The sequence below is a fragment of the Longispora sp. NPDC051575 genome (assembly GCF_040681875.1).
Taxonomy (GTDB): domain Bacteria; phylum Actinomycetota; class Actinomycetes; order Mycobacteriales; family Micromonosporaceae; genus Longispora.
On the sequence record NZ_JBFAZP010000019.1, the window covers coordinates 1 to 17,386 of the forward strand.

The 17,386-nt window shown below is 69.3% G+C and carries 15 protein-coding genes; 3 read left to right on the plus strand and 12 right to left on the minus strand.

Annotation, left to right across the window (positions count from 1 at the left end; all coding sequences use genetic code 11):
* Positions 1–977: 977 nt before the first annotated feature.
* Positions 978–2,102, minus strand: coding sequence for a serine hydrolase domain-containing protein (locus tag AB0M43_RS37040; protein WP_363731956.1), 1,125 nt, complete (start codon positions 2,100–2,102; stop codon positions 978–980).
* Positions 2,099–2,689: a TetR/AcrR family transcriptional regulator gene (locus tag AB0M43_RS37045; RefSeq protein WP_363731958.1), complete on the minus strand. Its 591-nt coding sequence runs from the start codon at positions 2,687–2,689 to the stop codon at positions 2,099–2,101. Before AB0M43_RS37045 ends, AB0M43_RS37040 begins: the two co-directional genes overlap by 4 nt.
* 47 nt (positions 2,690–2,736) lie before the next feature.
* On the opposite strand from AB0M43_RS37045, the gene AB0M43_RS37050 reads away from it, so the two are divergent.
* Positions 2,737–3,882 carry a YbfB/YjiJ family MFS transporter gene (locus AB0M43_RS37050; RefSeq protein WP_363731961.1) on the plus strand — a complete coding sequence of 382 codons (1,146 nt, stop codon included), beginning with the start codon at positions 2,737–2,739 and terminating at the stop codon, positions 3,880–3,882.
* 590 nt (positions 3,883–4,472) lie between these two features.
* Here the strand turns inward: AB0M43_RS37050 and AB0M43_RS37055 are convergent.
* The 8 genes from AB0M43_RS37055 to AB0M43_RS37090 form a co-directional block, all read right to left on the minus strand.
* A complete protein-coding gene (locus AB0M43_RS37055; protein ID WP_363731963.1) occupies positions 4,473–4,685 on the minus strand; it encodes a hypothetical protein in 213 nt (70 codons plus the stop codon).
* Between the two features lie 166 nt (positions 4,686–4,851).
* A complete protein-coding gene (locus tag AB0M43_RS37060; RefSeq protein WP_363731965.1) occupies positions 4,852–8,223 on the minus strand; it encodes a trypsin-like peptidase domain-containing protein in 3,372 nt (1,123 codons plus the stop codon).
* Positions 8,202–8,555 (minus strand): CU044_2847 family protein, encoded by a 354-nt coding sequence (locus tag AB0M43_RS37065; RefSeq protein WP_363731967.1) that lies wholly within the window; start codon positions 8,553–8,555, stop codon positions 8,202–8,204. The genes AB0M43_RS37060 and AB0M43_RS37065 overlap by 22 nt, the downstream gene beginning before the upstream one ends.
* 640 nt (positions 8,556–9,195) lie before the next feature.
* Positions 9,196–9,732, minus strand: coding sequence for an SMI1/KNR4 family protein (locus tag AB0M43_RS37070; protein ID WP_363731970.1), 537 nt, complete (start codon positions 9,730–9,732; stop codon positions 9,196–9,198).
* A gap of 789 nt (positions 9,733–10,521) precedes the next feature.
* A complete protein-coding gene (locus tag AB0M43_RS37075; protein ID WP_363731972.1) occupies positions 10,522–10,953 on the minus strand; it encodes a hypothetical protein in 432 nt (143 codons plus the stop codon).
* Between the two features lie 139 nt (positions 10,954–11,092).
* Positions 11,093–11,536, minus strand: coding sequence for an SMI1/KNR4 family protein (locus tag AB0M43_RS37080; protein ID WP_363731975.1), 444 nt, complete (start codon positions 11,534–11,536; stop codon positions 11,093–11,095).
* The gene (locus tag AB0M43_RS37085; RefSeq protein WP_363732079.1) at positions 11,533–12,000 is read right to left on the minus strand and encodes an HNH endonuclease; all 468 of its coding nucleotides are present in this window, start codon (positions 11,998–12,000) and stop codon (positions 11,533–11,535) included. Before AB0M43_RS37085 ends, AB0M43_RS37080 begins: the two co-directional genes overlap by 4 nt.
* Positions 11,997–12,515: a DUF6244 family protein gene (locus AB0M43_RS37090; RefSeq protein ID WP_363731976.1), complete on the minus strand. Its 519-nt coding sequence runs from the start codon at positions 12,513–12,515 to the stop codon at positions 11,997–11,999. Before AB0M43_RS37090 ends, AB0M43_RS37085 begins: the two co-directional genes overlap by 4 nt.
* Positions 12,516–12,908: 393 nt before the next feature.
* On the opposite strand from AB0M43_RS37090, the gene AB0M43_RS37095 reads away from it, so the two are divergent.
* Positions 12,909–15,452 carry an FtsK/SpoIIIE domain-containing protein gene (locus tag AB0M43_RS37095; protein ID WP_363731978.1) on the plus strand — a complete coding sequence of 848 codons (2,544 nt, stop codon included), beginning with the start codon at positions 12,909–12,911 and terminating at the stop codon, positions 15,450–15,452.
* Positions 15,449–16,078 (plus strand): hypothetical protein, encoded by a 630-nt coding sequence (locus AB0M43_RS37100; protein WP_363731981.1) that lies wholly within the window; start codon positions 15,449–15,451, stop codon positions 16,076–16,078. Before AB0M43_RS37095 ends, AB0M43_RS37100 begins: the two co-directional genes overlap by 4 nt.
* A gap of 36 nt (positions 16,079–16,114) precedes the next feature.
* Here the strand turns inward: AB0M43_RS37100 and AB0M43_RS37105 are convergent, their stop codons facing one another.
* Both AB0M43_RS37105 and AB0M43_RS37110 read right to left on the minus strand, forming a co-directional pair.
* Positions 16,115–17,137: an NUDIX domain-containing protein gene (locus tag AB0M43_RS37105; RefSeq protein ID WP_363731984.1), complete on the minus strand. Its 1,023-nt coding sequence runs from the start codon at positions 17,135–17,137 to the stop codon at positions 16,115–16,117.
* The gene (locus AB0M43_RS37110; protein WP_363731987.1) at positions 17,134–17,376 is read right to left on the minus strand and encodes a hypothetical protein; all 243 of its coding nucleotides are present in this window, start codon (positions 17,374–17,376) and stop codon (positions 17,134–17,136) included. Before AB0M43_RS37110 ends, AB0M43_RS37105 begins: the two co-directional genes overlap by 4 nt.
* Between the last annotated feature and the right edge of the window lie 10 nt (positions 17,377–17,386).

The following is a 17,386-nucleotide window of genomic DNA, read 5'->3' on the forward strand; positions in this document are numbered from 1 at the left end:
ACTCACCCCGATCGAGTTTGAGACACTACACAAGGCCACTCAACCGGCCTGAACACCGCTAACCCCGCGAGTCAACCAAACCGGGGGCAGTCCCCCACGGTAGTTCCACAGACTGTGACCACGGTAGTCACACCACTGGTTCCGCCACGGAACCACCGTAGTCACAATCAGTCCGCCAGCAGGGGCGTCGGTAGTACCGACGTCGGAACTCCACCATTAGAAGAACAACCATCCATCTCGTCACCATCAGCGACCGTCCGCCCCGCAGACGTCCGCCGCGTCGCCGAGGCCACCGGAGCAGACGAGGTCCAGGCCACTGCGATCATCACCAAGATCCGCGACGAGAACCGGATCACCCGCTCACTCACCGCCTACCTGCGCGCCATTCCCGATAGCGACCTACGCCGACACCACACGGTCCTGCACGGCGACGACGACAGCACAGCCGCCTTCGAAATTGAACGCCGCAGAGCCCCCGAATGCGTCCACGGCACCCCCGCCGGCGCGCTCATCCGCCCCACCACCGGACGCGCACTTTGCCCACTTTGCCAACGAGGTCGACCTCCCCTTACACCCGACCGGGGCAAGCCCGCACGACTGACAGAGCGCCACATCCTCTAACCACCAAAGGTTGCTGCCTCGGGGGGTACGCCATCAGTTGGCCCAGAGACGCGCCGAGGCCCGGCGCAGGATGCGGGGAGACGGCGGCAGGGGCGGCCCGGGGTAAGTAGGACGGTGCACTGCCGCCGCATCGCGGCAATGTTGGGTGGCTCCATAGGCGGCGGGGTGAGGTGGTTGTGACGGCGGTATCTGGGCCCATTTGGCATTGATTGCTGGCGCTATTGGTGACGGTCTCGGGTGGCCCCCCGCCGTGTGGTGCGGGGCGCGGTGACGGTGCTATCTGGCCCCGTGGTGAAAGGCGGGCCGCCCGGAGCGCGCCGATCACCAACGCGCTCCAGGAATTGGCCGCGTACCCGTTACAGGGCTAGATGGAGGGCTGCGAGCAGGCCGAGTGGTCGCGGGTCTGGATACGCCGACCGGACCTGGCTCATCACATATGAGAAGCCGACCCGGGCCGCCGGCCAGGCCGCGTGCCGTGAACCGCCGAACCCGGCGTGGCCGAACGCGTCGGGTGCCGGGCCGAAGACGTCCGGGGTGAGCTCGAAGCCGGTCGCGTAAGCGAACTCGCTTCCCCACAGCGCCGATTTCCCGCGCCGCCGCTCCCGGCAACCAGCATCCACGGTGGCCTCCTCGAGGACCCGGACGCCGTCGAGCTCGCCGCCTCGGGCCAGACAGGCGTAGTACCGGGCCAGCGAGCGGGCGGTGCCGAACGCGCCGACGGCGACCATGCCGGCCCGGCGGTACTCGGGGCTGTTCCAGATCTCGGGGGCGCCGTCGAGGACCAGCGGGTTACGGAGCACCGTCGCGAGCAGTTCGTCGTCGGGCGGAGGCAGACCGATCAGCGCACCGGGAGCGGCCGTCATCACCGTGGCGCGGTGGTGCAGCTTGTCGGGGAGTCCGATCCAGACCTCCAGGCCGAGCGGCGCCGCGAACTCCTCTGCGAACAGCTGCGCGACGCCGCGGCCGTCGACCCGCCGGACCAGCTCGTCAACCAGCCAACCGAAGGTAAGCGCGTGGTAGATGAAGGCCGCGCGCGGATCTGCGGTCGGCGGCTGGGCGGCGAGCACGACCGCCATGAACCGAGCGTCGAGCATCTCCGGCACGGAGAACGGTCGAACGATCCCGGGCAACCGGGACTGGTGGGTGAGCACGTCGGCCACTGTGATCCCATGCTTGCCGGCCGCGCCGAACTCCGGCCAGTACCGGGCCACGGGCGCGTCCAGGTCGAGCCTGCCGCGCTCGACCAGCCACAGCACGCAACCGGCTGCCAAACCCTTGGTGCCGGAGAAGATCAGCTGCAGGGTGTCGCGTTGCCAGGGCTCGCTGGGCGAGGCCGTACCGCCCCACAGGTCGACGACCAGTTCGCCGTCGCGGTAGGCGGCGAAGGCGGCGCCGACCTCGCCGTACTCGGTGAAGTTGCGGCCGAACGCCTCGGCCACGGCCTCGAAGCCGGGCGCGCTGAAGCCTTCGATGTCAGTCATGGTTGGCTCTTCTCGGTCGCGTGTAGCAGGGTCAACGCCGCCCGGCCGGCCAGGCGGGCCACTCCGTCGGCGCGGTGGTGATCGGCGACCACGGTGGCGCCTTCCAGCAGGATGAGCAGTTGCCCGCCGAGCTCGCCCGGCTCGGCGACCCCGGCCCGGGCGGCGATGTCGGTGAACATCTCCAGGTAACGGTCAAGGTGCCGGACGGCGACCAGCCGGGCCGGCGGGCTGTGCCGCTGGGTGGCGGCGTTCACGATCGCGCAGCCGCGGAACTCCGGCTGCTCGAACCAGCCACCCAGCGCCTCGAACACGGCGTGCAACTCAGCGGCCGGGTCCGGGGCGGTGGCCACGGCAGTGCTGATCCAGGCGTGCACCCGGTCGCTGCGCGCTTCGAGGACCGCCTGGATCAGGCCGTCCTTGGAGCCGAAGTGCCGGTAGAGGGTCTCCTTGGAGGCGCCGACGGCGGCACACAGCTCGGCGACGCCGACGCCGTCGAGACCACGGCGGTAGAGGAGCTCGGTGGCAGCGGCCAGGATCGCTTCCCGGGTGCGGGCCGGGTCCAGGGCGGTGCCTTTGGTGACGGGCATACTGAGATAGTACCGATCGGTTCGATCTCTTGCTAGGTTCTCGAACCATGATCAAAATTCGCGCCGCACTGCTCTCCCTCGGCCCGGCCTCGGCCGTCGGGCTGGCCCGGTTCAGCTACGGCCTGTTCGTGCCCGCAATGCGCGCGGACCTTGGGTGGAGCCTCGCGAAAGCCGGCAGTCTGACCGCCGCCAACGGGCTCGGCTACCTGGCCGGAGCGGCGCTGACCGGGCTAGTCGTCCGGCGGCTCGGGCCCGGGCGGACGTTTCGGACCGGGATGGTGCTGACCGTCGTCGGACTGGCCGGCGGGGCGCTCGGCGGGTATCCGGGGCTGCTCCTGACCCGGGCACTCGCGGGGATAGCGTGCGCGCTGGTGTTCGTCACCGGGAGCGTGCTCGCCGCCCGGCTCGCCACGGCCGCGGGGTCGGCCGCGCCGATCGCGATCTACTTCGCCGGGGCCGGGCTGGGGGTCGCGGGGTGTGGGGCCGTGTTGCCCGTGCTGCTGGACGGGCACCCTGAACGGTGGCCGGTGGGGTGGCTGGTGCTCGCTGGCGGGGCGGCGCTGGCGACTGTCGGCAGCTGGCGGGTGGCCGGAGCCGGGACCGGTGCGGAAGTCGGGCCGGGCACAGGGTGGCAGGGACTGGGGCGATGGTGGCCGCTCGGGGTGGTGTATCTGCTGTTCGGGGCCGGATACATCGCCTACCTGACGTTCCTGTCGGCCTATCTGGCGGCTCGACAATCGTCCATGGCGGTCCTGGTGGGCGCTTGGGTGCTGCTCGGGGTGGCGGCGGTGTCCGCGCCGGCGGTGTGGAGTCGGCCGCTGGCGGCGTGGCCGGGAGCCCGACCACTGGCCGCGCTGCTCGCGTCGGTCGCCACCGCCGCGGCGCTGCCGCTGGGCTGCCTGTCGGTTCCGACTCTGGCGCTGTCGGCAGCCGGGTTCGGGCTAACCTTCATGATGGTGCCGGCCGGGGTGACCACGCTGCTCCGGGCAGCTGCGCCCGGAAAGGATCCGACCAGCGTGCTCGGCGGGTTGACGGTGCTGTTCGCGACCGGGCAGATGCTCGGGCCGTGGCTGGCCGGGCTGATCGCCGACCAGACCACGCCGGCCGCCGCCCTGGCTTGGACAGCGGTGCTGTGCGGGCTCGCCGCTGGTTGTGCACTATGGACGACGTGTTTGCCGCGCGGGGCCGGATGATCGACTGGGGTTGAAAGTCGGCGGGCAGCCGCCTTCAGTGTGATTGGCGGCCCAAGGAGGAGATGGGGTCAGGACGCGTGGGGCGCGGCATCGAATCTGGCGCAAGTTGCCGCGCGGCGGCTACTGGATTTGAAGGACGACCGGCTTCATATTGGTGATCGCGATACTGGCAACCCCGGATATCAGAACATGCGGAATGGTCAGGCATTCCGACCAGCCTCTTCGTGTACGTGACGTCCAGCGTGAGCTCGGGCATTGATCTTGTCTCGCGCATAACCTTCCATGATCTCTACGTGCGTGATATAGGGGATGTGAGCGGGTTTTGGACGGCAGACGTGTTGTGGACCAGATACGGGTCCAGGAGGTAGTCCTCAGCGGAGGCTGACGATCATGGACGACTCTGTGGCCGGAGGGCGCGGTCTACGAGGAGGCTGACCGCTACCTGCGGCACTACGAGGGCGAGCCGGGCACTCAGCGGACGTACGCCTAACTCCCAGATCCGGCACCTGTTTCTCCACGGCGACGGAACCGAGGGAGAGGGCTGCGCCAGCTGCGCGAAATACGGGTTCGACCCGAACGCCCCGGCCTTCCTATACCTGCTCTACGCGATCAAGATCGGGATCTCGAACAAGCGTGACAACCGACTCGCAGACCACCGCCGCCAGGGATGGCACCTGTGGCACCTCGAAGACGACAGCCCCTGCATCTGGAGAACCGATCAGGGCTACCAGGCACGGCGGATCGAACGGGACATTCTCCGCTGGTGGCGAGACGACCTCGAGGCGCCACCAGCCGTAAGACACGACCAGATGCTGTACGGCGGGTTCACCGAAACGGTTTCGGCCTCGATCGTCCCTCCCGGGCTTGCATCGGCCCGAGTTGCCAACCTGGTCACCGGACTCTGAACCTAACGTCGACGAGCACAACCACCGGTTTGGGTGTCCACGATTGCCCACCGTCACGCCGGCCTCAGTTCGGCCGCGTGCCACGCGCCAGCGGATAGCGGCGGCGCGTCGGATCGCGCCGGGTCTTGAACAGCAGCGCCGCGCGGCGGGGTCCGCGGTGCCCGCGCCGATCGTCGAGCAGAGTCAGCGCCTCCAAGGCGAGGCGGTGGCGGGCAGCGCTGGTGCGAGGATCGTCGGCGATGGTCGCGAGCTGGTCGGCGGCGGACCGGTCGATCCTGGCCTCGGCCATAAGCTGCGCGAGCTGGTCGGCGGCCCAGCCACTGACCCACGGCTCGGATGGCCGGGTGGCGAGGTCCACGAGGTGCTCGACGCCGCAGGAGTCGCCGATGGTGGCCAGGTCGGTGGCGGCGTTCATGGTCGCGAGGCTGTTCCCAGGCTTGGAATTGACGGTTCGGAGGAGTTGCTGGTGGCCCCGGTCGTCGCCGAGCTTGTGCAGCAGCATCGCGGCATCGCGGGCGGCCCCGTAGTAGACGGTCGGCTTGGCGGCGATCTCGGCGAGCCGGTCCAGGCCGCGGGCGTCGCCGCGGTGGGCAAGGGCGGCAGCTGCGGGATGGTGCAGGTCGGTGCCCGCGGCTGGGCTTCGGGATAGTTCGGCCAGCCGATCAGCGGCGGCCGGGTCGTCGCAGTGCACGAGCTTCTCCAGCCATTGGCGCCGGTAGTTGCTGGCGATGTCGTTCTCTTCGATCAGGCCGGCGAGGAGATCGATGGCGCGCCGGTCAGCGAGGTCGGCGAGGTTGGTGGCCGCGCCAGCCCGCCGGTACGCGTTGAGCGCGGGGTCGACGGCCAACTGGGCAAGCAGGTCAAGGCCGCGTGGGTCGCCTACCTTGGCGAGCACCCAGGCGGCGTCTATACGCGTGTCGTCTGCGAAGCCCGGGTTTTCGGCCTGGGCGGCGAGCAGGTCGGCGCTGCCCGGGGCGCGCAGCCAGGCGAGTTCAACCGCCGCGCCGAGGGCCCGCAGGAGGTCGACGCCACGCGGATCGTCCAGGCTCCACAGCTCGCGGGCGGCGTTGACTCGGGTCACGTACGCGAAGCGGGGGTTGGTGGCTATCTCGGCGAGCCGGTCACCACCGCGCGGGTCACCCATCCGGCCGACTGCGGTGGCGGCCGAGTACTGCACACTCCACCAGCCGGGTCGACGCGAGGTCGCAAGGAGAGTCTCGGCGGCCGTGTCGATAACCCGGCGGTCGGTGACTACACCGTCGACTACGAGCGCGGCGATGAACTCGCCTCCCTCCGATCCGCCGCGCCGGGCGACCTTGAGCAGCGCCTCGGTGAGCCCGGGCCGGTCGTGCCAGGTAGCGACAAGGAAGGAGGCGAAGGACATGTCACGGGGGCGCCTCCACCGACTCGCGCGCCCGCCCCACGAGCTAGCCCATTCCATCGCGCGTGCGTCCGGGTACAGCCGCCAGTGAAAGATCGTACGGAACAGCTTGGCGCTACGGCGGCGGTCGGCGGCCAGGTAGGCGGCGGCGAGGAACTCGCCGACGGTCTGGTGGAAGAAAGTAAAGTCGTCGCCGTGCTGCACCATCAGCCCGGTGCGCCGCAGCAAGTCCGCAATCGACGATCGCCAGATCGGCTCCGGCACGTGCGCTGGGCGCAGCCCGCCCGCCCAGCCGGCCAGCAGGTCCAGCGCCGGCGTCAGGTCACCGTCCTGTCGGGCCGATGCCAGCCGCCCGAGCAGCTCGTCGAACTGGTCGGCGAGCTGGCCGGCGGCATCGACCGCCGACCGGCCGTAGCGGTCGAAGGCCCGTTCCAGCTGGGGATGGATGCCTCCGTCTAGGGCGAACCGGCGCTCCCGCAACAGGTCCACGAATGAGCGGTAGGCGCCGGCGCGCCCGTGCGGTAGCTCTCGCTCCGGGCGCAGGGCGAACAACTGGCACAGCATGGCGGCGAGCAGCGGCGTGCGGGCCAGCGAGGCGAGCGACGAGCGGCGGGTCATCTCCGTGAACCGTGCGGCAGACGCGGCCGGGTCGGGCAGTGCGAGGGCGGTGAACCACCCCTCGGCGAACCCGGCCAGCTCGGTGGTTGCCAAGGGCAGCAGCTCGAACCGCGGCCAACGGTACTCGGGCAGTTCGCCATCGGGCAACGGTCGGGTGGCGAGCACGAACCGGTACGGCGAACGGGGGTCCTCGGACAGCGCGGCGAGCTTGCGCACCAGCCCGCGGCGCCGCTCAACGTCGATCACCTCGTCCAGACCGTCCACAAGGACCAGCCACCGCGCGCCGGGGCACGGCTCGGCGGCGAAGAACTCGGCCGGAAAGTCGGTCAGCGACCCGACCGGATCCAGCTCGGCCCGGACGCTCGCGGCGATCGCCTCCGGCACGGGCCGAGCGGCGACCAGGTCGGCGGCGAGCACCCGTACCGGCACCGCATTGCCGGACCGGGCCTCCAGCCAGCCGCGGGCCGCATCCAGCAGCCCGTACCGCAGCAGGCTTGACTTGCCCACGCCGGGGCCACCAACCAGCACACAGTCGCCGTTCTGCGCGAGGATCGCCGCCGCAGGCGCGTCGCCGCCCGCCTTCGACGGGCGCGCCCGCTGCGCGACGTAGACGGCGTCCAGCGGAGGCGGTTCGACACCGGGCACCATTCCCGGGTACGGATGCTGCCGCGCGGCCCGTGACGCGGTCTCCAGAAATGCGCGCAGCCGTGGCCCGGGATACGCCCAGCCGCCGGTGCGCAACTGCCCATCGTCCAGGATGGACAGCCACCCGGCGGTGGCCGCCGCGTCCACCTGCGCGGACCGCACTTGTGCACTGCCGGCGATGATGTCGGTGGCGGAGACCATGTGCGCGCTGCCGCGCTCGTTGGAGTAGACGAGCATCCCGCAGACCGCGCCGCTGCGCTGGTTGAGGACCGGGCTGCCGCTGTATCCGCCGGTCACCGGGGTGCCGGCGACCCGTAACGGATGCCAGTCCCCGTCCTCATGGTGCAGGCGCGACGGACCCTCGTACCGCAATGTCGCCGACTGCCCGGCCCGGAACATCCCACTCGGATGCCCATACGTCAGTAACGGGTCGCCGGTGACCAGCGCCGTGGACAGCAGCGCGTATCCTAGGTCCGCCGCCCCCGGGCAGCGCAGGAACGCCAGGTCCAGGGCAGCCGGCGTGTCGCGCAGGTACCACTCCGGCACGGTCTCGCACTCAAGGTCCCGACCGGCCACGACGAACCGGGCGGACACCCGAGCTGGCAAGTCCTCCCGCCGGTCGGCAAGGACGTGCGCGCAGGTGGCCACGATGCCAGGCGCGACAAGAAAGCCCGTGCCCAGCGACGAGGCACCGCCACCCGCGCCGGGGACCTCCAGGGCAACCGTGGCGGCGCGGAGCAGGCCCTCGTATGCCGCGTTGCCGCCGCCGGCTACTGCTCGGGCTTGGTCCACTCCAGACCCACCTTGAACGTCGAACGGGCTGAGGCCTTTCCGATGACCGCGACGAATGACCCCGACTCGACCGCGAACTCGCAGCCGAACTCCAACGTCACCCGGGAGGCATCCGTACGTTGGAGGCGGCCGGAGAACTGTTCCACGAAATCCGTCAGCCCGGCCACCACGTCGACCAGCGCCGGCCCGCGGGCCGCGATCTCGCGTTCGTCGCCTGGATCGACTGGCCCGCCGATCTGCTGGACGGCAAGATACACCTTGCGCCCACCAAGGCTCACCGGCACCAGGACCCGGTCCTCGCCGCCGCTCGGGCCTAGCTCATTCTCAGACATTGTCGCAGGATATCGCCAACGCCGGGCCGCCTCAAGCGCCGTCGAATGGCTGTTCAGCTGTCGGCGCCACGGCCGCTCCCTTCTTGCTGTCGGTGCGGTCTGAAACAGAATACGTGTGCTGCGATCGGGCCTCGACTACTTGCGGATCATGATCGCCGATGACTCAGGTCTGACTGTCCGCAACGCTCGCTGCAGGGTCATATCCGCTGGGCGGAGTTGGCGGGGCTATTGACGGCGGCGCGGGTGGTTCCTGCTCGCGGTATTGGACGATCACTGCTGGTCCTGCCTGTCCTCCCGGATGACAACGTCTCTCGCGCCGAGGGCGTAGGCGCTCACGTCACAGTGTCGATCGTGAACGACCGCAGAAGTACGCCGGGGAGGTTGGAGTCCAGTTCCGCGATCTTGTTCGCAGGTGCGGGGTGAGCGGTTCGGCGGTATTCGACGATCACTGGTCGTTGCCTCTCGCGATCGCGACGCCACCGGCGTGGCTTGCGGCGTCATGTCGGCGGATGCGAGTTGCATGGTTCGCGGAGGCTTTCGTCCGCGCCGGGTTCGGCACAGGTGCCCAGATGACGTTTTCAATTCTTTGGACAGTCCCGGACCCCGGTCGGCGTGGACGCGACCTGCATCCGTGCCGAGGCTATGAGGCGGGCTGCGTGAGCTGGTGGACGCGGCGCAGAACGGCGTCGCGCATCGAGGCGATGAACTCGCCGAAGTCGGGGTAGCGTTCGATTTCCTCACCGTCGATCCAGGAGACCTGCCCCTGCACGGGGGTGCCGGCGCGTCCGATGACGAACAGGTCCCGCATGCCCTCGCCCGCGCCGACGGGGAGCGCGTCGCCTGGGGGCCAGTCCATGTCGTCGAACACGCCGGTGTCGGTGTAGACGTCCATCAGTTCCGCTGCGACGGCAGCGCTTGCGGACCCTTCGAGTTCGGGCAGGCCGAACAGGTCGGCATCCATGTAGAACTGCGGCCAGCCGTTGGCGTGAAGCAGGAACTGCCGGTAGGCGGACGGCAAAGCACCGTGGACCGTTTCAAAGGCCGCGAGAGCGTCTTCGGTCGCTGCGACCTTGGGTAAAGTGTACGGCTCAAGGTGCTTGGGGTCGGCGTCGTCCAGGGCACTCTTGGCCACGATCGTGTCGCCCAGCAGCGCCTTCCAGCCAATGGATTGGCTCATCGGTGTCCTCCGAGGGTGCTGGTGGTGTTGCTGTGGTTTCGAGTTCGAAATTTTCGGGCGTGTATCCCACAGGGTCTTTACCGGACAGCGACCCGATGAGGCTGTTCACCCGGTTGGTGTGTCGTCCCCAGCCCTCGGGAGGGGCGGCCGTGCCAGACCAGGTGGTATCGGGCAGGTGAGCGGCGACCATCGGGCCGTAGGGTGTGCCGGCTGCGGCGGCGCGGTCGCGTTCTTCGCGCGCCGCGCGGTCCTTCGCGGCTTTCAGGTCCCCCTTTATCGCTTGCCTCCCCGTTGACGACAGAGTACCGGCGGTCTTGGAACGGTTGCTCGCGTCCACGTACTCCTGTGCCTGGGCCACTTCGTCGGCTGTGTAGTGGTTGGGGATCTTGAATTTGACCGGTCCTTGCATAGTGCCAGCCCGGCGCATCTGCGTGCCGTGGCTGACCTTGGGATCTGGTGTGACCGCGGACGCCGGCGTGGTGGTGCTTGAGCCGGCGTCCGCGCTAAGTTTCCCAGAGTCGACGCCTGGGGCATGAGCTTCTGGGCTTTGGTCTTAGCGTTGCGGGCTTGGTTGCGGCCTTCGGTGGCGGCGGTGTTCTTGACCGCCGCCTTGTTGTCTTCGCGCGACCCGCAGTCACGCTCGGACAGGTAGTCGCGACAGGTGCCGGGAAGTAATCGTGCGATGCGGGCTTCAAGCTCGGAGATTCTCTCGGCGGGCACAGGGGGGTTTATGCTCGCGGTAGTCGACGATCACTGCTGGTCCTGCCTGTCCTTCATGATGACAACGCCTCACGCGTCGGGGGCGTAGGCGCCTACGTCGCAGTTGTCGATCGTGAACGACCGCAGCAGTTCCAAGGCGCGGTCGGAGACGACGATCTCGCCCTTGCTGGTCGTGCCGAAGTCGTCCACGCAGGCAGTTCCGGTCGCGATCAGCCAGCGAAACGCCGGAAGGGTCGCGTCTTCCAGGAGTTCATCGGCTTCTGGTGACACGCTCACGTCGACGTGGTCGAAGCGATAGCCGGTGACGTCTGACCGCTCGATGGCGTCGGCGAGACGTTCGCTGGCCAGGTAGCAGGGAAAGCTCTCTAGGAGGTCGTCGCCGAGCCAGTCGGTGAACACGTACTCCAGCACCGAGACGCGTGGCGGGTGCACGGTGGTGTCAATGACGGTGCCGGGGCCGAGTTCTCCGGCGACTTCGGGTTCAAGGAGATGAAACCTCACGGGCTCCCCGTTCCGGCATTTCAGGACGGATCTGCGGGTTGAATCGGTGTCCGTTTCGTGGACCTGCGGCTATTCGGAGTGGTCGTCGAGGAACTCTTCGGGGATGCCAGGACCCGATCCCGCGACGTCGCCTCTTATCTCACTCCTCGAGCTGGAACGGTTGAAGTCGATCCAGGAATTCCTGCCAGGACCGTGCCTTGAAGGTCAGGTTCTCCTCGGTGGGAGTGTCGTCGTCATCTTCGGGTTCACCTTCGTGGTCCCAGAACCAGACGGATCCGTGGTCGGTGCCGCGTAGCGACAGGCAGAACAGGTTTCCGAAAGCGTCGCTGGCAACGGGCACCAGCCAGGTCGGTACCCGCCCTTCGTATACTTCGAGTTTGGCCCAGATGCTGGCGTGGTCTGGTACGTCGCCGACGCCGAAGATCTCCTTGATCGCCTCGTCGTTGCTGGTGAGGCGTCCGCCATCTTGGTGGCGAAGGTAGGCGCGATAGTCCTCGGGCAGCACGCCGGGGAGTTGGGAATCCAGTTCCGCGATCTTGTTCGCTGGCGCGGGGGGAGCGGTTCGGCGGTACTCGACGATCACTGGTCGTTGCCTTTCACGATCGCGACGCCACCGGCGTGACGTACGGCTTCATGAATATCGGTGGGGACGAGCTGCAATGTGCGTCCGTCCTGGTGATGATGCCAGGTGTAGCCATCGGGTGTGTCCTCGATGCCCGCCTTGCGGTTGGCGATCGCGTCGTCTTTGGCCCGATCTCCCGTGAAGGTTGGGTCGAAATCCACTTGCGGGATGCCCACCCACTGGTACGGCGAGAAGTTGGGAAATCCGTCCGGGGTGAAAGTGACGCCGGCGGGGTACTTGGCCGCTAACCGTGGCGTCCAGCGCGGGCCGTCGTACTTGTCGCCCGCGAAGGTAAAGTTCGCGGGCAGTCGACCACTGGGTAGCCGCTGGACTTCGGGCGGGATGACCCGGCCTTTGGAGTCTTTGCGGATCGGCTCGGAGTCTGCGGGCGCGGGCGCGGTGCTGGTGCCTGCGCCCGTGCTCAGTTTCCCAGGGTCGAAGTCTGTGGCATGAGCTCCTGGGCTTTGGTCTTGGCGGTGCGGGCCTGGTTGCGGCCTTCGGTGGCGGTTGTGTTGGCGTTGCCGATGAAGGCCAGGAGCGGGGCGGGGTCTCCGCCGTCGAGGGCTTGTCGGATGACGGGTTCGGTTTCGTCGAGTTCGTCGAAGGCGGCGCTGATGGAGGTGATCGCGGCGTCGATGCTGCCGATGGACGAGGTCAGGCGCGTTTTGACCTCGGCGGGGGTGAGGCCGGGGGATATCTGGCTGACGGGGCCTCGGGAGTCACGTACCGAAGTAATCGCCGCTGCGAACGCGTTCAAAGCGTCATCCAGGCAGGTGATGACGCGGGCCATACTGTTGGCGACCCCACTCAGGCCCATTGCTCGGGCCTGGGCGAACACTTTGTCGGCGTGGTCGCGGGCGCCGGAGACCTGGGTGCGGGCCTGGTCCAGGCCTGTTTCGGCTCCCGTGAGGGCGGTGAGGATCTCGGCGGGTGTGCTCATCGGTGACCTTTCAGGACAGTGACGACAAAGCCCGGCGAGCATAAGGCAAGTTCCACCCTGCCGAAAGACCCCATCACAGCCCGTAAGTGGCCAGGAGTTGATCGACGCGTCCTCGAGGTTTCAGTGCCGATTCCTACCAGTGACGCCAGCACGGCCTGACCTGGCGATCCGCACCCCAAGGTCGGGAGGTGCTACGGCAGGCCCGAGCTGCTTACTCGTTGGGCACGCTACGGCTGTTAGTCACGTTGTGTGGTGACTGCTGACAATTCAGGGCATCGTCGGCTAACCTGCGGCGGACGCGCGTTGAGATACGGGGGGATCGTGGGCAGGGTCGGGCGGCATTTCGAGGCGGCTGTCGAGGCCTACCGGGCGGGCCGCGCGCAAGTGGCCGGGGTGCGGGCTCTGCTCCGCGATCAGGACTCCGAGCGCAGTGTGGACGTGGCGGGGCAGGAGGTCGCGGTGCGGTCTCTGGTCGCGGAGCTGAAGGCCACCGCCGCGTTGACCACCCCGGGCTGGCTCGGGGTGGACGTGCGCAAGCTGACCATCCCGCTGCCCGAACTCGGCACCGCTGGCACGCCTGGTGACGCGGCGGTGCCGTTGCATGTCGCGATCTGCTGGGTGACCGAGGACGACTGGTTCCCGGTGGTGTTGCCGCTGCTCGGCGAGGGTGGCGGGCATCTGGTCATCGATGCGGGCCTTCGTACCCGTGCGGCGGGGTCGCTGGTGCGGGCGGTGTTGACCCGGCTGCTGGGCGCCGTACCCCAGCACCTCCTCGACGTGCGCCTGGTGGACGGGGCGACAGCGGGCGGGGCGTTCACCGGGTTCCGGCAGCTGATCGCCTCCGGCGGGCTGGCCCCGGCCGTGATCGACACCGCTGGACTGGCCGCGGTGTTGGACGAGGCGCAGGAGCATGTCCAGCACGCCCAGGCCATGGCCGCCGCGGGGCGTTTGGAGGAGGTGCCGTTCCTGGTGGTGTGCGGGCAGCTTCCCGACAGTAGGGCGGAGTACGCCCGGGTGCAGGCCCTCGCCCACGCCGGCCCCGCTTCCCGCCTGCACCTGGTCCTGGCCGGCTGGCCGACCGAGGAAGGCCGACCTGTGCTCGACCACGCCTACACCGTCGTCGTGGACGGGCAGTACGCCCACGTCAAGGACCCGGCGGGGCGGCCGGCGGTGCTCCGGCCGAGGCGGGGGATGCAGGTGCGGGTGTCCCTGGACGATGACCCGAACCCCGAAGCCGTGGCGGAGCTGTGCCGTCTGTTGTCGGCGGATGCGAAGGCGGCGGCGACGTTCACGTTCGCCGACCTCATCGGCGACGCCCTGTGGACCGGATCGTCGGCGCGCGGGTTGAGCACCGTGGTCGGGCGGGAGAAGCACACCGAGGTCGAGTTGTCGTTCGATGACGTGACCCCGCACTGGATGATCGCCGGGCGCAGCGGGTCAGGCAAGACGGTGTTCCTCCTCGACGTCCTCTACGGCCTCACCGCCCGCTACTCTCCGGCGGAGTTGGCCCTGTACCTGCTCGACTTCAAAGAAGGCGTGTCGTTCACCGAGTTCACCCCCACGCCGGTCGACCCGTCGTGGATTCCGCACGCCCGCGCGGTGGGGGTGGAGTCTGACCGGGAGTACGGCATCGCCGTCCTGCGTGACCTGGTCGCGGAGATGGGCCGCCGGTCGGTGGCCATGAAACGGTTCGGTGTCACCACCCTGCCCGCCCTCCGCGCGGCGGAACCGGAGGCGGCGTGGCCGCGGGTCGTGGTTGTGATCGACGAGTTTCACGTCCTGCTGTCCGGACCACCCCGCCAGGCCGCGGTGGCGGTCGGGTTGTTGGAGGACCTGGCGCGCAAGGGCCGCTCCTACGGCATCCACCTCGTGCTCGCGTCACAGACCATCAGCGGTGTGGACGCCCTCCTGGGGAAGAAGGACGCGATCTTCGGCCAGTTCCCGCTCCGCGTCGCCCTCGCCGGCGCCACCGGCGTCTTGGACCCGACCAACACAGCCGGTGCCGACCTGACGGTCGGGCAGGCTGTCATCAACGACGCCGCCGGGGCCACTGGTCGGGATCGGATCGTCCGCTTCCCCGACGCCCACGCCTCCCCGACCGCCGTCGCCGACCTGCGGCGCACGCTGTGGTCGATGCGCGAGGCGGGCGACCGGCCGCCGCATGTGTTCTCCGGCTTCGCCGAACAGCACATCACCACCGCCCTGCCCGACATCCCCACCGATCAACGCCGACGTCGGCTCCTGGTCGGCCGGGCCGTGGACATGACCTCCAGCCTCGCCGGCCCGGCCTTGGACGCCACCCCCGGCAGACACCTCGCGGTCATCGGAGCCTCACCCATCGGCGCGGACGTTCTACACGCCACCACCACAGCCCTCGCTCACCAGCATCCACCCGGCACCGTTCGGTTCCTCCTCGCCCCACTCGTCGGCCCCGGTGAAGACCCCGCAGCCGAGCTGACCGCCGCCCTTGACCAGGCCGGCCACCCGCACCAGACGCTCACGGCCGCCGACCTGCCCCGGATCCTCGCCGAGCTGGCCCGGGCCGACGCGCGGGACACCTACCTCGTGCTGTTCGGCGCCGACGCCGCCAGTACCCAACTGGGAGCCCGCGACCCCGACACCCGCCGCACGCCCCTCGACGACCTGCACACCGTGCTCGCGGCCGGCCCTGCCCGGGGTGTGCACGTGCTGGGCTGGTGGCGCGGCGCGAAACGACTCGTCGAGGACCTCGGCGGATCCGGCGGGCGGGACCTCATCGCCTGCCTGCTCGCGCTCAACGTCGGCGCCGACGCCCTCGCCTCGTTCACCGGGGACGTGATGGTCGACTGGCAGCCCCGCCCCAACCGGGGCCTGCTCCTCGACCGGCACGAACACACCAGCCAGCTCATCGTGCCGTTCGTGCGCCCCGGCCGCCACGACCAGGACGGCGCCTGGTGACCTCCCACTCCGCGTACACAGCCCTGGTCCGCCAGCTCGACCAGCAGCTCGCCCGGCAAGCCGATCAGGCGCACGGCGGCGACCACCACACCGCCACCACCGAAGCGGCCCTCACCGACCTCGACCGGCGCCTCGACGCCCACGCCGACAACCTCACCACCACCGCCACCCGGCTAAGACTGCCCGCACCCCGCCTCGAACCCATCGGCCGCGCCGAACCCGCAAACACCGACGCAGGGCTCGCCGCCGCGCGCAGCGCCGAACACGCAGTCACCGTCGAGCTCGACCGGGCCCTGGAGTACGCCGCCCGCCCGCCGCTGCTTCCACACGCCCGCAGCCGCACCCGCGCCGCCGCCATCTACACCGCCACAGCAGCCGCCAGTGCCATCGCCGCATGGACCCTCATCCTCACCGGCGTCGACACATTCACCGCTCTGGCCTGGGGCGGAGCAGGTCTACCCACCCTGGCACTGTTCACCGGCTACCTCGCGCTCGCCTTCGCCTCCCGACCCCGCCTCGGCACCGCAACGAGCGAACGCCACCAGGCGATGGGCGCGGTCCTGTGCTTCGCGGCCCTGCCGGTATCCTACGTGCTGATCATCCTGGTGCGAGGCCTCGCGGACTGAAGCCGCTGGGAGTTCAGGGCTGGCCCGCAGTTCAGGTCACCTGCTTGTGCTGTGCTGGGTGTCTGGGATCTGCGGGAGCCAGCCGACCGCGTCGTCGCGGAAGGACTGGTTGACAGGGACGAGTCGGGGGTCGTGCTGGTCGTCCAGGGCGGTGAGGTTGATGCCGATGAGGGTGTCGCCGTAGTCGTGGGCGGCGAGGTGGCTGCCGCACGTGCCGCAGAATCCTCGGGTGGTCGTGTCCGGGAAGGTGTCGTACCACGTCGGCGCACCGTCCTCGCCGGTCCAGCGCAGCCCGTCCAGTGGGAAGCTGACCCAGGACTGCAGCGGCCCGCCGGCCCGCTTCTGGCAGTGCCCGCAGCTGCACACGTGCGGGTAGTCGGGCTCGCCGCTGACGGTGAACCGGAGTCTCCCGCACAGGCAGCCACCGGCAACGCCATCCGGGCGGAGGCCGGCCGCAGGGCCGGAGCCTGTGGCCGTGATCTTGCGGGTGAAGCGGTGCATGCACGGGTCCAACTGCCCGACGGCGGTGGCCAGGACTTCGTCCGGGGACAGCCACCGTATCCGGGTGAACTCCTCCTCGTCGAAATAGTCGACCTCAGCGCGGCGGGCGTGGATGACGTGCCACAGCGACACATCCACGTGCCGGTCAGTCGCAGCGCCGACGGTGGAGGTCACGGAGACGAATGCCGGATCGGTGCCGAACCGCGACGACGCCCGGGCGGTCAGCCGTAGTTCCTCCGCGCACTCGCGGGCCACCGCCTCCCACGGGGTCTCGCCCGGTTCGACGTGCCCGCCGGTGGGCAGCAGGAGCCCCGCCTTGTGGTGCTCGCCGAGCAGCAGCGAGCCGGTGTCGGGGTCGATGACCTGGAAGTAGGACACCAGGTGCATCGGTGGGGTGGCGGGCTTGGCGAGCCGGTAGAGCCCGGCGCCGGAGGTGATCCACTCCATCACGCGCCGCTGGTCGTCGGCTTCGGTCTGGTCGTGCGGGTGTATGGCTGCGACCTGGTTGAGGGTCGACCAACGGGCACGGCTGGCCGCGGCGAGCTGGGCGCTGTTCATGTGCGAACCGGCACGTCGGCGCGTTGCCAAAGGCCCCGGGCGGCCCGGCGGATGTCAGCCGCCAGAGCGAACGCGTTGGCCTCGGTGAGCTGCTCCTGCAGCCTAGGGACACCGTGAGTGCGGACTTCGACTTCACAGGTTCTATTGGGGTTGCGGCGCACGATCACCGCCATCGCCTCCGAGCCGGTCCGTCCGTTGTGCCATGCGGCGAGATCTTCCACCGGGGCATCCTCGAACATGTGGACTAAC